11 protein-coding genes and 1 pseudogene are annotated in these 14,316 nt (G+C 64.4%); 4 read left to right on the plus strand and 8 right to left on the minus strand.

Translation table 11 applies throughout. The features are described 5' to 3' along the window. Window positions 1-95 precede the first annotated feature (95 nt). The gene (locus EJ067_RS27565; protein ID WP_126088305.1) at window positions 96-725 is read left to right on the plus strand and encodes a hypothetical protein; all 630 of its coding nucleotides are present in this window, start codon (window positions 96-98) and stop codon (window positions 723-725) included. Window positions 726-1,227: 502 nt separating this feature from the next. Continuing rightward, window positions 1,228-1,842 (plus strand): Crp/Fnr family transcriptional regulator, encoded by a 615-nt coding sequence (locus EJ067_RS27570; protein ID WP_189510146.1) that lies wholly within the window; start codon window positions 1,228-1,230, stop codon window positions 1,840-1,842. Window positions 1,843-2,018: 176 nt separating this feature from the next. On the opposite strand, the gene EJ067_RS27575 is transcribed toward EJ067_RS27570, so the two are convergent. Then, a complete protein-coding gene (locus EJ067_RS27575) occupies window positions 2,019-3,170 on the minus strand; it encodes an NAD(P)/FAD-dependent oxidoreductase (RefSeq protein ID WP_126088307.1) in 1,152 nt (383 codons plus the stop codon). A gap of 226 nt (window positions 3,171-3,396) precedes the next feature. Between EJ067_RS27575 and EJ067_RS27580 the strand changes: the two genes are divergently transcribed. Together EJ067_RS27580 and EJ067_RS27585 are read left to right on the plus strand one after the other, a co-directional pair. After that, the gene (locus EJ067_RS27580) at window positions 3,397-4,773 is read left to right on the plus strand and encodes an aspartate aminotransferase family protein (RefSeq protein WP_126088308.1); all 1,377 of its coding nucleotides are present in this window, start codon (window positions 3,397-3,399) and stop codon (window positions 4,771-4,773) included. 250 nt (window positions 4,774-5,023) lie between these two features. Beyond that, a pseudogene (locus EJ067_RS27585) lies at window positions 5,024-5,995 on the plus strand (GlxA family transcriptional regulator). A gap of 78 nt (window positions 5,996-6,073) precedes the next feature. Here the strand turns inward: EJ067_RS27585 and EJ067_RS27590 are convergent. The 7 genes from EJ067_RS27590 to EJ067_RS27615 form a co-directional block, all read right to left on the minus strand. After that, complete coding sequence (locus tag EJ067_RS27590) at window positions 6,074-8,743, minus strand: nitrate reductase (RefSeq protein ID WP_126088309.1); 2,670 nt, start codon at window positions 8,741-8,743, stop codon at window positions 6,074-6,076. Window positions 8,744-8,746: 3 nt separating this feature from the next. Next, entirely contained in the window at window positions 8,747-9,076 is a 330-nt protein-coding gene (gene nirD / locus EJ067_RS27595) for a nitrite reductase small subunit NirD (RefSeq protein WP_126089774.1), read from the minus strand. 20 nt (window positions 9,077-9,096) lie between these two features. Then, entirely contained in the window at window positions 9,097-11,547 is a 2,451-nt protein-coding gene (gene nirB / locus EJ067_RS27600) for a nitrite reductase large subunit NirB (RefSeq protein WP_126088310.1), read from the minus strand. Window positions 11,548-11,563: 16 nt separating this feature from the next. After that, window positions 11,564-12,865, minus strand: coding sequence for a nitrate/nitrite transporter (locus EJ067_RS27605; RefSeq protein WP_126088311.1), 1,302 nt, complete (start codon window positions 12,863-12,865; stop codon window positions 11,564-11,566). A gap of 62 nt (window positions 12,866-12,927) precedes the next feature. Beyond that, window positions 12,928-13,092, minus strand: coding sequence for a hypothetical protein (locus tag EJ067_RS34750; protein ID WP_168247502.1), 165 nt, complete (start codon window positions 13,090-13,092; stop codon window positions 12,928-12,930). A 230-nt stretch (window positions 13,093-13,322) separates the two neighbouring features. After that, on the minus strand, window positions 13,323-13,505 hold the full coding sequence (locus EJ067_RS27610) for a hypothetical protein (protein WP_126088312.1): 183 nt from the start codon (window positions 13,503-13,505) through the stop codon (window positions 13,323-13,325). A gap of 4 nt (window positions 13,506-13,509) precedes the next feature. Beyond that, window positions 13,510-14,307: an ABC transporter ATP-binding protein gene (locus EJ067_RS27615; RefSeq protein WP_126088313.1), complete on the minus strand. Its 798-nt coding sequence runs from the start codon at window positions 14,305-14,307 to the stop codon at window positions 13,510-13,512. Window positions 14,308-14,316 lie beyond the last annotated feature (9 nt).

The raw sequence follows: 14,316 nt of genomic DNA on the forward strand, positions 1-14,316 counted from the left end.
TCTCGCGCTGCAGGGAGGTCTACCACAACGCTACGATCGTCAGGGGTGCTCCTGACGGTGAGAGAGCGACTGGCCTCGGCGATTCCGAGGTGAACATGGACACTTACAGCGAAATCGTTCCGCCGTTTATAGGTTGGGCGCTCAGTCCCGGAGTCATTCTTATGCTGGCGGCAACCCTGCCACTGATGCTTCTTCTTAAGGGCCGACTGCTGGGCTACGGTACCATTGCGATCCTCATCGGGGCTGTCGCGTTGATACTGTTCGGTATCGAGAATTGGGCGGGATCGGTGACCGCCATTCTTGCATACTGTGTGCTGGTTTCATTTGCGCTGCTTTCCACCTGGAGGCGTTTGAAGCAAATCGAGGACCGCCTCGCACTGGTCCTGTCGGCAATAGAAGGCCTGGAAGTCGCCGAGGAAAGGCGGCAGACTTACAGCGCCAAGCGTTCGCGCCGGAAGCCGGCAGCCGGAGCAATCGAGCAAACCGTTTCGGCCGCTGCGACGGACAACGCAGGAAAAGAGACCCGATATATTCCCGGACCGCCTTGGCAAGAGCTGCAAGCGCTCGCTCCACGACCGGAATCAGCACCTCCGGCATCAATGAGACCGGCAGGGTCCAATTTTTCTTTGTCGTCGGGTCGAAGCCCTAACGACGAGTTCGAAGACAAGGACCTTCGGCTTGCTGGCGGCAGGTCCTCGGACAACGTGTCCGAGACGAGTCGATAGGTGAGTTGCAAGGACCTGCATCGCCGGCCTGGAAGATGAGCAGCCCGGTTCGACTTTTCATTGCGCCCGCACTGTCGCATCCGCACCGTGGTTGCTTCGACGAGATGGCGCCGCACGTGCAAGATCGATACAGCCAGTGCTTGCGCATCGATGGCATGCCGGTGCGCGCGACGTGTTGTCCGCGTCGGCGTCGCACGACGATATGTTCTGGAGCCATCGTGGCCCTGAAGGCAATCTCTGGGGCCTGGGGTGCGTTCCAGTCCGTCAAGGGTGGTACAGCCTAGTCCAAAGGTGGTAGACTGCGGCACTGTTCAGATGAACAGATAGATGGAACTTTTTGCCTAGTCGATAGTTTGCAGCTTCAGGTTGACCCGGGGGGCAAACGCGGTCTGGGGGTTATTCAGGAGAGATGAGCTTATCAAAGCAGGCTCTTGGATTGGCAAGGGGACCTACGCTTGCTGACGCAAGTTGGGAAAGGGGGATTTCTGTACTGCCGGGAGCCGTGCGCCGCACCTATCCGGCCAACACGACCATCGCAGGCGAATATCAGGCCAAACCCTTCATCCTGATTGTGATCGCCGGCTGGGCTGCATTCGCCAAGACATTGCCGAATGGCTCGCGTCTCATCGTCGATTTTGCGCTTCCTCACGAAATTGCCTTGATCGAGTTCGCCGGAGAAGCAGGCGAGACGGTAACGGCCCTGTCAGACGTTACCGCGATTGAGTTGGCTGGTCCCGTCCATACATGTTTTTTGCGCTATCCGCAGTCCATCTGCGAAGCCATCCTGCGGGCTCAGACGCTTCGATATTCAAGGGTTGCGGAACATCTCGCTAGCGTCAGCAGAAGGGGCGCCGTTGAGCGCACGGCGCATTTGCTTCTCGAACTGGCCTGCCGCGCGCAGCGATCGGCAACGAGTTTTCCGGATCGCTTTGAATGCCCCCTGACCCAGGCTGAACTGGGGGACGCATTGGGGCTCTCGGCTGTGCATGTGAGTCGCGTGCTGAAAACGTTGCGAGAGACCTCCCTGGCCTCTTTCCGCAATGGCGTCGTCGAGCTGCACGACCATGCTGGGCTTATCAAAACAGCCGGATTTGATCGGTCCTACATTTCGAGCTGACGCAGGCTGCTCCGCGGAAGACCGCACGCGGCAAGCGAGGGCCAGAAAACTTGCGCTCGTAAGAATCGGGCCCTGACGCTTCGGCCGCACCATCTTGCCGGCGCGCCATACATCGCTGAGCACATTTGGGCGATTGGGAACCGGTTCGGGACAAGGATATGCGCAAAATCAGAGATTTAGAGCGCAAGGAGTGAATCCGAAAGATCGCGATGCGCTTCAGGCGCAAGGATGCGCGCCACGTGTTCGGCGACAGCCAGGCTGGACGTCAGGCCGGGGCTCTCGATGCCGAACAGATTGACCAGGCCCTGGATACCGTGGGCCGCGGCATCCTGAATGACGAAATCGCTGCTGGCTTCGCCCGGACCGGAAAGTTTCGGCCGGATGCCGCTGTAGGCCGGCTGCAGGCTGCCATCGGCCAGCTCCGGCCAGTATTTGCGGATGGCAGCGTGGAAGCGCTCGCCGCGCGCCGGATCGACGCGGTAGTCGAGAACATCGGTCCATTCGACGTCAGGGCCGAAGCGAGCGGCACCGCCGAGATCGAGGGTCAGATGGACACCAAGCCCGCCAGGTTCGGGCACCGGATAGACAAGCCGCGAGAACGGGGCGCGGCCAGCCACCGAGAAGTAATTGCCTTTGGCGTAGCGAAGCGTGGGCAACAGTTGCCGGTCGATGCCTTCGAGCGAGCCGGCCAGCGCAACGGCGCCGAGGCCGGCCGCGTTGACCAGACGCGACGTGGCGATCTCGAAATTTTCGCCGCTCGCCGTGTTCACCGTCTGGAGCACGATGCGGTGGGCTTCGATGCGGCCCGAAACGATGCGCGTGTTGAGCGACAGCATTGCGCCGCTGTCCTCGGCGTCGCCGAGCAAGGCGAGCATCAGCGCGTGGCTGTCGATGATGCCGGTTGACGGCGAGAGCAGCGCCCTCGTGCAATGAAGGGCCGGCTCCAGTGCCTGCGCTTCGAAGGCGGAAAGGAAACGCAGGTCGCCGACGCTGCAGGCGATCGCATTGGCGTGGATCGTGGCCAGCACCGGCTCTTGCGCCTCGTCGGTCGCAACGATCAGCTTGCCCGAGCGCCGGTGCGGGATCGAGCGCTCCGTCGCATAGCGATAGAGCATATCGCGTCCGGCCACGCAGAGCCGTGCCTTCAGCGAGCCTTCAAGGTAGTAGATGCCGGCGTGGATGACTTCCGAATTGCGCGAGCTCGTCTCGGTGCCGATGGCGTCCGCCGCTTCGAGGATCAGCGTATCGAGGCCTCGCGCCGCCAGGCTCCGCGCGACCGCAAGGCCTATGACGCCGGCCCCGGCGACTATGCAGTCGACCTGTTCCATATTGCGTCTCTTCGGTTGCGCATGCCGTGCTCCACAGTCCGCGAGGACTTACACCGTCTCCGTCCGCCTTGGAAATCTCATGGCGCTATCGATTGTGACACAGCGGCTCTTGCAGCCGCATCCCGCCGTGATGCATCAAGCAGCACACGCGAGGCGGATTTTCCGGATGTTCGCAACAGGAAAACGGATCCTATTTCCGCCTGGACGGCCGCAGACAGGAGCCATCATGGACGCCAGACCGAATTCCCCTGAAGCCCGCGATATCCGCTACCATCTGCATGCCTATACCAATGCCCGCAAGCATCAGGAGACGGGCCCTCTGGTCATCGAGAGGGGCGACGGCGTCTATGTCGAGGACATTGCCGGCAACCGCTACATCGAGGCAATGGCTGGCCTGTGGAGCGTCGCCGTCGGCTTCTCGGAAAAGCGGTTGGTCGAGGCGGCCACAAGACAGATGTCGAAGCTGCCCTTCTATCACGATTTCGGCTCGAAGGCGCATTCGCCGCTGATCGACCTCGCCGAAAAGCTGGTGCAGATGGCGCCGGTGCCAATGAGCAAGGCCTATTTCACCAATTCCGGTTCCGAAGCCAACGACACGGCGATCAAGATGATCTGGTACCGGTCGAATGCGCTCGGCCAGCCGGGCCGCAAGAAGATCATCAGCCGCAAGCGCGGCTACCATGGCGTCACCATTGCCGCGGCGAGCCTGACCGGCCTGCCGAACAATCATCTCTCCTTCGACCTGCCGATCGCCAATATCCTGCACACCTCGACGCCGCACTATTGGCGCGACGCCGAGCCCGGCGAAAGCGAGGAGCAGTTCTCTAGCCGGCTCGCCGACGACCTGGAAAAACTGATCCTCGCCGAGGGGCCGGAAACCATTGCCGCCTTTATCGGCGAGCCGATCATGGGCGCCGGCGGCGTCGTCGTTCCGCCGGCCGGCTATTGGCAAAAAATCCAGGCGGTGCTGTCGAAATACGACATACTTTTGGTGGCCGACGAGGTGATCTGCGGCTTCGGCCGGACCGGCGAGATGTTCGGCTCGCAGACCTTCGCCATCAAGCCCGACATCATGGTGCTGTCCAAGCAGATCTCGTCGTCCTACCTGCCGATCTCGGCGCTCATCATCAACGACAAGGTGTTCGAGCCGATCGCCGACGAGAGCGACCGCATCGGCACCTTCGGCCACGGCTTCACCGGCGGCGGCCATCCGGTCGCCGCGGCTGTCGCGCTGGAGAACATCAAGCTGATCGAGGAGCGCGACCTCGTCGGCAATGCGCGCAAGGTCGGCGCGCATCTGCAGGCGCGGCTGCGCAAGCTGGATTCCCATCCGCTGGTGGGCGAGGTGCGCGGCGTCGGCCTGATCGCCGCCGTCGAGCTGGTCGCCGACAAGGCTTCCAAGGCACCATGGGGCAAGCCCGCCGCTGTCGGTGCGCTGGTCAACGGCTTGTTGCAGCAAAACGGCGTCATCTCGCGCAACATGGGCGACGCCATCGCCTTCTGTCCGCCGCTGATCATCACCGAGGCCCAGGTCGACGCTGTGGTCGACGCGTTCGAGCGGTCGCTCGACGCCGCGCTGCCGCAGGTCCGGCCACAGGGCTGAACCGATCGATCACCGCATCGCCAGGACCGCCACGCTTTGCGCCAGCCGGCGCTGACTTCCGGCCGGCGCGACGGTTCGGCCTCTACGGAGCGTCTCCTTCCGAGACGGCCAAGTCGTTCATGGACTATCCCGGGGCGACGGCGGCTGGCATCCTGCTATGCGCGAAAAGCGCGTTGACGACGAGGTCGGCGCTGGTTGGGAAGAAACGCTTCCGAGCGCACATTGTCCGGCAACAGAGCGTGAGGCAGGCATGAAAAAAGCTGTCGCGGAGACCAGCCGGCTGAAGATCGGCTTCATTCTTTCCCGCTCCTTCACGCTTTCGGCGTTTGCATTGTTTGTCGACACGCTGCGCCTGGCCAGCGACGAGGCAGACAGGTCCGGCAGGGTCTTTGCCGACTGGCAGGTTCTGGCGAGCACCAGGCATCTGATCACCGCCAGCTGCGGCGTGCAGGTCGCCCCGACATCGGATTTCGTGGATCCCGGGCTGTTCGACTACATCGTCGTGGTCGGCGGCCTGTTGAACAATGAGTTCCCGGTCGACGACGAAACCGTCCGTTACCTCAAGTGAGCCGCGGCAGCCAAGGTTCCGCTGATAGGGGTTTGCACGGGCACTTTCATCCTGGCGGATGCCGGCCTGATGAAGCACCACCGGACCTGCGTCAGCTGGCTGCACTATCAGGCGTTCCGTCAGCGTTTCCCGGGCCACGAAGTCAGGGCCGACCGAATCTTCAACCTCGATCGGACGCGGGGATCCTGCGCCGGCGGCAGCAGCGCGGCGGACATGGCTGCCTCGATCGTCAGGCGCCACATCAGCGAACGTGCGGAGCGAAACGCGCTCGAAGTGCTGCAGATCGACAAGGCACGCTCGGCTTTGCACATCCAGCCGCGCAGGCCACTTGCCATCGAATGCGACGATCCGCGGCTCCAGGCGGCGCTCATCATGATGGAGACCCATATCGAGAACACCATCTCGATTCCCGAACTGGCGGCATCGGTCGGGCTGTCGCGAAGGCAGCTGGAGCGTCTGTTCATGGAGAAGACGAAGAGCTCTCCGGCGCTCGTGTACAAGAGAGTGCGTCTCGAGCGGGCGAAGCAGCTGCTGCTCGAGACCAGCGTTCCGATGGTCGAGATTGCCATCGAGGTCGGCTTCGAGAACGCCTCGCATTTCTCCAGGGCTTTCGCGAGACGTTCGGCCTGCCGCCCAGCAAGGTCAGGTCGGTAGTTCCGAACTGACTTGCGGGTGGGGAACCTTACACAAGCTTGCCGTCGCCGATCTGGGCGGCGTCGAACCCGCGGCGGCTCACTCGGCCGCCTGAACCTGCCGGGCTTCGATGATTGCCCTGATCTCGGAACGGCACGAGCCGCAGTTGGTGCCGGCGCGCAGCGTCGAGCCGATCGCCTCCAGACTGTCGCATCCGGCGGCAACTGCCGATGCGAGCTGGTTGACACCGACATGAAAGCACGAGCACACGATCCGGCCGATGGCGGGCATGGGCACAGGCGAGCGGCCCGACAGGAGCGCGTGACGATCGGCGGTCGATAGCGGCTGGCGCGTAGCCAGCAACGACACCAGCCAATCCCGCGCCGGCAACTGGTCTGGAGCTGCAACCAGCAGGGCCTCGGCCATGGCGCCACCCTCCTCGACGGCGGCGGCGCGATAGGCGAGGCCGTGGCGATCCGTGTACTCCAGAAGCTGATCCTGCTGACGCACGCCGAGCAGCTTGCGCGCCAGAAGAATGCCCTGGTCCGGCGGCTCGGTTCCGGTGAGCTCATAGACCCAGCCGCCCTCGACCGCGTAGCGGCTCCAGTGGACGAAACCCGTCGGCCTCAGATCGCGCTGCGTGATGAGCACGCCCGCCCATCCGGTGTTCTCGCGCACGATCCTCGCCGGAACATGCTTGAGCTCCGGCTGGCCGGAATGCGGATCGGTGACCGGCGAGGACAGAAGGCCGGCCGCGGCCCTGGCCGCGAACTGGCCGCTCCAATGCATCGGCATGAAGGCCTGGCCGCGCCGCTGCGCTTCCGACACGCGCACTCTGGCGCGGACGAAACCGAAACGTGTCGACAGATGGGCGAGGTCGCCATCCTTCAGCTGGTGTGCAGCCGCGTCCGCCGGATTGAGGTCGACCGCGGGCTCCGGCGCGTTCGCCATCAGGCGCGGCACGTTACCGGTGCGCGTCATGGTGTGCCACTGGTCGCGCAGCCGGCCGGTGTTGAGAGCAAGCGGATAGTCCGCATCTACCGTGAAGGCCGTTGCCTCCTGCCGCACCGGCACGAAACGCGCGCGGCCGTCGGGTGTCGGGAAACGGCCGTCGGCAAACAGCCTTGTCTGGCGCTCGTCGCGATCCGGCGCAGGCCAGTGACGCGGCGCGAAGGCGACGTAGGCCGTGTCGCTGAGATCGGCGAGGCCGCCCAGGTCGAACAGGCGCTGGCCATCGTTCTCGAAAGTGGAGAGCGCGGCATGCTCGCGGAAGATCTCGGCAGGCGTCTGGTAGGCGAACGCATCGCCAAAGCCCATGTGTGCTGCGACCTCGCAGATGATGCGCCAGTCGGCCATCGCTTCGCCCGGCGGCGGCACGAACGGCCGCTGGCGCGAGACGCGCCGTTCCGAATTGGTGACCGTGCCGTCCTTCTCGCCCCAGCCGGCCGCCGGCAGCAGCACGTCGGCATAGCGCGTAGTGTCGGTGCGGGTCACGTCCGAGACGGCGACGAAATCGCATTTGGACAAGGCGGCGCGCACGCGCGACGCGTCCGGCATGCTGACGGCCGGGTTTGTGCCCATGACCCACAGCGCCTTGATGCGGCCGTCGGCGACCGCCTGGAACATGTCAACGGCCTTCAGGCCGCCGCGCCGCGCGATGTCGGGCGCGTTCCAGAAGCGGGAGACGCGGTCGATAGCGGACGGATCGGCGAAGTCCATATGCGCCGCAAGCTGGTTGGCCAGGCCGCCCACCTCGCGGCCGCCCATCGCGTTCGGCTGCCCGGTGACCGAGAACGGCCCCATGCCGGGTTTGCCGATGCGGCCGGTGGCGAGATGGCAGTTGATGATGGCGTTGACCTTATCGGTTCCATGCGCCGACTGGTTGACGCCCTGGCTGTAGACGGTGACGGCACGCTCGGTCTCGGCGAAGAGATCGTAGAAGGCCTGGACATCCGCTGCGGCCAGGCCGCAGCCCTTCGCGACACGCGCGATCGACGACGCATCGGCGCCGGCCAGCGCGGCCGCGGCGTCGAAGCCGGAGGTAGAATCGCGGATGAAATCGGCATCGATCTTTCCAGCCTGGACGAGATGCGCGAGCAGGCCGTTGAACAAAAGCACGTCCGTGCCGGGATCGAGCGCCAGATGCAGGTCGCATTCGTCGGCGGTGGCGGTGCGGCGCGGATCGATGACGACGATCCTGGTGCCGCGCTCGCTGCGCGCCGCAAGCATGCGCTGGTAGAGCACCGGATGGCACCATGCGGTGTTGGAGCCGGTGAGCACGACAAGGTCGGCGCGTTCGAAATCCTCGTAGACGCCGGGAACGATGTCCTCGCCGAAGGCGCGGCGGTGGCCAGCGACGGACGAGGCCATGCAGAGCCGCGAATTGGTATCGATGTTGGCCGAGCCGATGAAGCCCTTCATCAGCTTGTTGGCGACGTAATAATCCTCGGTGAGCAACTGGCCGGAGACATAGAAGGCGACCGAGTCGGGCCCATGCTCGGCAATCGTCTGCGAGAATTTCGAGGCCACCAGGTCGAGCGCTTCGTCCCAACTCGTCTGCCTGCCTTGGATTTCCGGCTGGAGCAGACGGCCTTCGAGGCCGAGCGTCTCGGCAAGGGCTGAACCCTTCGAGCAGAGCCGGCCCAAATTGGCCGGGTGCTCGGGATCGCCGCGGACGGTCGTCTTGCCGTCCGCGGCGACCTCGGCCAGCACGCCGCAGCCCACCCCGCAATAGGGGCAGGTGGTCCTCACCTCGCGTGCTTCTTCCATGCCTCAGGCCGCTTTCGAGGCCAGCGCTTCGAGCGCAATGAAGAGCCGTTCGCCCTCGACCCTGACCGGGATCGTCCGCACCGAGCCTTCGTCGGCGCCGAGCGCCTTGCCGGTCTCAAGCGAGATCACCCAATTGTGCAGCGGGCAGGTCACCGCCGCGCCATGAACGATGCCCTGGCTCAGCGGGCCGCCCTTGTGCGGGCAGTGGTCGTCAATGGCGAAGACCCGGTCGTCGGCGGTGCGGAAGACGGCGATCTTGCCCTGCGGTGTCGCAACACAACGCGCGCCGCGCAGAGGAATGTCGGTGATGGAGCCGATGGCGATCCAGTTCATGTTGTCTCGTTCCTGTCGGCTCACTCGGCCGCCTCCGCAAAACCCACCGACGCCATCGGCCGGAACTCATGCTTGTCCTTGCCCGAGACGCGTTCGGACCACGGATCGACCTGCGCGAATTTCTGCGAAAAGACGAAGCGGTCGAAGAGCGCCCCGCGCCGCTCGGCGTCGTCGAGGATCTGCCGTTTGATCTCGGCGGTGCCGATGCGCTTGGCCCATTTGTAGATGCGCTCCAGATAGCGGGCCTGCTCGCGATACAGCTGGACGAGCGCCACGATCACCTCCAGCGCCTCGTCCTCGGTCTTCACGAGGCCCAGCACTTCGGTGCCCTTGATGTCGAGGCCCGCAGCGCCGGCGAAGTGGATCTCGTAGCCAGAGTCGACGCAGACCACGCCGACATCCTTGCAGGTCGCCTCCGCGCAATTGCGCGGGCATCCCGACACCGCCATCTTCACCTTGGCCGGCGTCCAGGATCCCCACATGAACTTCTCGATGCGGATGCCGAGCCCGGTCGAATCCTGCGTGCCGAACCGGCACCAGTCGGAGCCGACACAGGTCTTCACCGTGCGCAGGCCCTTGGCATAGGCATGGCCGGAGACGAAGCCGGCCTTGCCGAGATCGGCCCATACCGCCGGCAGATCCTCCTTGCGGATGCCCAGCATGTCGATGCGCTGGCCGCCGGTCACCTTCACGGTCGGGATGCGGAACTTGTCGACCACGTCGGCGATGGCGCGCAACTCGTTGGCGCTGGTGACACCGCCCCACATGCGCGGCACGACCGAATAGGTGCCGTCCTTCTGGATGTTCGCATGCGCGCGCTCGTTGATGAAGCGCGACTGGTAGTCGTCGGCATATTGGTCCGGCCAGTCGCAGACCAGATAATAATTCAGCGCCGGCCGGCACTTGGCGCAGCCGCAGGAGGTCTTCCATTCGAGCTCCTGCATGACGGCGGGTATCGTCTTCAGGCCTTTTGCCTTGATCAGGCGGCGAACATCGTCGTGGCCGAGGCTCGTGCAGCCGCACATCGGCTGCACCGCCGCCGGATTGTAGGCCTCGCCGAGCGTGAGCTTCAGGAGCTGTTCGACCAGACCCGTGCACGATCCGCACGAGGCCGAGGCCTTGGTGTGGGCGCGCACGTCGTCGAGGCCGGTCAGCCCCTTGGTCGTGATCGCGCCGGTGATCTTGCCCTTGCAGACGCCGTTGCAGCCGCAGATTTCCGCATCATCCGCCAGTGCCGCAACGGCCGCCAAAGGGTCCGAGGAAACGCCTCCTTGGAACGCCTGGCCGAAGATCAGCGTGTCGCGCATCTCCGAGATGTCGGTCGCCTTCTTCTTGAGATCGTTGAACCAGGCGCCGTCGGCCGTCTCGCCGAACAACACCGTGCCGATGATGCGGTTGTCCTGCAGCACGACGCGTTTGTAGATGCCGGCGGATGCATCGCGCAGGATGATCTCCTCGCGATCGTCGCCGTCGGCGAAGTCGCCGAGCGAATAGAGGTCGATGCCGGTAACCTTGAGCTTGGTCGGCGTGTCGGAGTGGATGAAGCGCTTGTCTTCGCCGTCCGAGAGCCCGGCTGCCGCGACCCGCGCCATCTCATAGAGCGGGGCGACCAGCCCGTAGACGTGGCCGCCGACCTCGGCGCATTCGCCGAGCGCCATGATCGCCGGATCGGAAGTGCGCATGCGGTCGTCGACGACGATGCCGCGATTGACCTCGAGCCCGGCCTCCTTGGCCAGCGCGGTGCTGGGGCGAATGCCGACCGCCATCACGACCAGCGTCGCCGGGATGACCGTGCCGTCCATAAGCTCGACGCCCTCGACCTTGCCGTTGCCGACAATGGCCTTGGTGTTGGCCTTGGTCATGACCTTGATGCCGCGCGCCTCGACGGCTTTCTGCAGCAGGTAGCCGGCGGCCGGGTCGAGCTGGCGCTCCATTAGCGTCGGCATGACATGGAGCACGGTGACGTCCATGCCGCGCTCCTTCAGCCCCGCCGCGGCTTCGAGCCCGAGCAGGCCGCCGCCGATGACGATCGCCTTGGCGCGCGACTGCGCGGCAAGCAGCATGGCGTTGACGTCGTCGAGGTCGCGGTAGGTGAGCACGCCGGGCAGATCCTTGCCCGGCACCGGAATGATGAAGGGCACCGAGCCGGTTGCGATGACGAGCCTGTCGTAGCTCTCGGTCACGCCGTGGTCCGATGTGACGGTCTTCGCCTCCCGGTCTATGGCGACGATCCGGTGGCCCTTGTAGAGGGTGATGCCATGCTTGATGTACCAGCCGTCGCCATGGATGACGATTTCCTCAAAATCCTTCTCGCCCGAAAGCACTGGCGAGAGCATGATGCGGTCGTAGTTCACGCGCGGCTCTGCGTTGAAGATGGTGACGGCGTAGCGGTCATGCGCTGCTTCCAGCAGATGCTCCAGCATCCTGCCGGGAGCCATGCCGTTGCCGATGATGACGAGTTTTTCGGTCATGTCTGTCTGCTCCGATCTATTCGGCGGCATAGGAGAGGGACGCGGTCTCGACCTCGGCCGCCCGCTCCATCCGACGGATGGAGAGGTGCATCCAAAGCAGGCACGAGACGACGATCAGGAAAAGCAGCATGAAGCAGCTCGACCAGACGCCGGTAAGGTCGTTCAGCGCGCCGAAGGCGATCGGCAGGATGAAGCCGCCAAGACCGCCGATCATGCCCACCATGCCGCCGACCGCGCCGACGTTCTGCGGATAGTAGACCGGGATGTGCTTGTAGACGGCCGCCTTGCCGAGGCTCATGAAGAAGCCGAGCACGAAGGCGACGGCGATGAAGGCGAGCGGACCGATCTCGAAATGGAACGGGATCGGCCCGCTGATGCCGCGCACGACATAGTCTGCCGAGGGGAGAGACAGAACGAGCGTCGCGACAGCACAGACGGTGAAGGTCGAGTAGAGCACGGTGCGGGCGCCGACGCGGTCGGAAAGCACGCCGCCATAGGCACGGAAGACGCTTGCAGGAATTGAATAGGCGGCGCCGATCATGCCGGCGGTGGCGATGTTGAAACCATAGACGCCGATCAGGTAGCGCGGCAGCCAGAGCGACAGCGCCACGAACGCGCCGAAGGAGAAGAAATAGTAGAAGGCGAAGCGCCAGACCTGCAGGTTTTTCAGCGGCGCGAATTCCTGCCAGAAGCTTCTCGCGGGTGCGGCCTTGCCGGCACGGCGCTCGCGGATGACCGGATCGTCGCCGGTTGTGAACCAGAACACGCCGGCCATGACGACAAGTGCCGCCGCCCAGATCAGCGCGACCGACTGCCAGCCCCAGGAAAGGAGCACGAAGGGCGCCAGGAACTTGGTGACCGCGGCGCCGACATTGCCGACGCCGAAAATGCCGAGCGCCGTCCCTTGCTTGCCGGCTGGGAAGAAGCGCGAGACATAGGCGACGCCGACGGCGAAGGAGCCGCCGGCAAGCCCGACGCCGAGGGCGGCGATCAGCATCTGCTGATAGGTGTGGGCGAAAGCGAGCAGGAAGGTCGCGACCGCTGCCGCGAGCATGGTGACGGTGTAGACCAGGCGTCCGCCGTAGCGGTCGGTCCAGACGCCGAGCACAATGCGCACCAGCGATCCGGTGAGGATCGGCGTGCCGACCAGCAGGCCGAACGCAGTCTCGCTCAGGCCGAGCTCCTGCTTTATGCGCACGCCGATGATGGAGAAGATCGTCCACGCCGCGAAGCAGACGGTGAAGGCGATGGTGGACATGACAAGCGCCTGCCGAGGAGCACTGTCCTGGCTGAAGGCGGCTGGGATGTTTGCGGTCATGGTTGGCTCCGGTTGCGGTGTGGGAGGCACCGCGTGTCGTGTTGATCGAGAGGCGCGGTCGGTCAGCGCATCTGCAGGGTCGCTTCGGGGCGCTTACCCTCGGTCTTGGTACTGGTCGGGAACAGCAGGAGCGCCGCGGTGAACAGCACCGCCGTCAGCACGCTGCTCGCCAGGAAATCGCGGCGGGTGAAATCCTTGAGGGATGTTGCTCCGATCCGTTTCGTCATCGTAGTCTCCGGTTGGGCACCGCCTGGGATCGGCGCCCGCGATTGTGTTTTCGGTCAAAAACAAAAAAGCTGCCGTCCAGGCCTTCGCGTCCGTACATCCGGGATCGCGTGGTGACCTGAGCGGCAGCTTTGCCTGGGGCGCCCGCCATTGGACGCCTGTTCCGTTGCCCTGCGAGGGGCTCGACTATTTCAAAGCACGAAGCGTGCCAGTTTTGCGCTGATGGTGATTTTCAAGTAAAATCAATGCGGTATGCGCCCGTCGCGCCGACCGGGGCAAGCGGCGATGCGGTCAAACATTGATCAATGGGATGAGCAGGACGCATAAATTTTGTGCAATGCACAAGAATGACGCGCAAATAATCAGGCGCGTTTCTGGCCATGCCATTGCCGATGATGAAGAGTTTCTCGGTCATGACGTTACTCCGCGGCTTCGACGAAGTGGTGGCGTTCGTAGAGGAATTTCAGCACCGCCTCGCGGCAGCGCAGGAAAGTGCGATCCGACGCCAGCTCGATGCGCCGGCGCGGCCGCGCCAGCGGCACCGAAAGCACGTCGCCGATGGTTGCCGCCGGGCCGTTGGTCATCATCACGATGCGGTCGGAGAGCAGCACCGCCTCGTCGACGTCGTGGGTGATCATGATCATCGTCGAGCCCAGCCGCGAATGAATGTCCATCACCGCGTCCTGGAGGTGGGCGCGAGTGAGCGCGTCGAGCGCGCCAAACGGCTCGTCGAGAAGCAGGATCTTCGGCTCCATGGCTAGCGCGCGCGCGATGCCGACGCGCTGCTTCATGCCGCCGGAAATCTCTGCCGGGCGCTTGTTCCTTGCATGCGCCATCTGCACGAGGTCGAGGTTGCGCATGATCCAGTGATGCCGCTCGGCCTTGCCCTTGCTGCGGCCGAAGACTTTCGACACCGCAAGGTTGACGTTCTCGTAGACGGTGAGCCAGGGCAGCAGCGAGTGGTTCTGGAACACCACGGCGCGCTCCGGTCCGGGGCTGTCGACCTCCTTGTCCTCGAGCAGCACGGCGCCCGAGGAAACCTTGGTCAGGCCGGCGATCAGGTTGAGCAAGGTCGACTTGCCGCAGCCGGAATGGCCGATGATGGAGACGAATTCGCCCTTGTCGATGGTGAGCCTGATGTCCTTCAGCACCTCGCTGACCTGGCCGCCGCGGGTGAAGGATTTGTCGATATGGTCGAGCTTCAGATAGGCCGTCATGGCGCTCTC

Source organism: Mesorhizobium sp. M1D.F.Ca.ET.043.01.1.1 (genome assembly GCF_003952385.1).
GTDB lineage: Bacteria > Pseudomonadota > Alphaproteobacteria > Rhizobiales > Rhizobiaceae > Mesorhizobium.

What these genes read in the sequence shown, in the direction of transcription:
- EJ067_RS27615 (WP_126088313.1), bottom strand. Translation starts at nt 14,307, where the DNA reads ATGACGGCCTATCTGAAGCTCGACCATATCGACAAATCCTTCACCCGC.
- nirD (WP_126089774.1), bottom strand. Translation starts at nt 9,076, where the DNA reads ATGAACTGGATCGCCATCGGCTCCATCACCGACATTCCTCTGCGCGGC.
- EJ067_RS27565 (WP_126088305.1), top strand. Translation starts at nt 96, where the DNA reads ATGGACACTTACAGCGAAATCGTTCCGCCGTTTATAGGTTGGGCGCTC.
- EJ067_RS34750 (WP_168247502.1), bottom strand. Translation starts at nt 13,092, where the DNA reads ATGACGAAACGGATCGGAGCAACATCCCTCAAGGATTTCACCCGCCGC.
- EJ067_RS27605 (WP_126088311.1), bottom strand. Translation starts at nt 12,865, where the DNA reads ATGACCGCAAACATCCCAGCCGCCTTCAGCCAGGACAGTGCTCCTCGG.
- nirB (WP_126088310.1), bottom strand. Translation starts at nt 11,547, where the DNA reads ATGACCGAAAAACTCGTCATCATCGGCAACGGCATGGCTCCCGGCAGG.
- EJ067_RS27575 (WP_126088307.1), bottom strand. Translation starts at nt 3,170, where the DNA reads ATGGAACAGGTCGACTGCATAGTCGCCGGGGCCGGCGTCATAGGCCTT.
- EJ067_RS27580 (WP_126088308.1), top strand. Translation starts at nt 3,397, where the DNA reads ATGGACGCCAGACCGAATTCCCCTGAAGCCCGCGATATCCGCTACCAT.
- EJ067_RS27610 (WP_126088312.1), bottom strand. Translation starts at nt 13,505, where the DNA reads ATGACCGAGAAACTCTTCATCATCGGCAATGGCATGGCCAGAAACGCG.
- EJ067_RS27590 (WP_126088309.1), bottom strand. Translation starts at nt 8,743, where the DNA reads ATGGAAGAAGCACGCGAGGTGAGGACCACCTGCCCCTATTGCGGGGTG.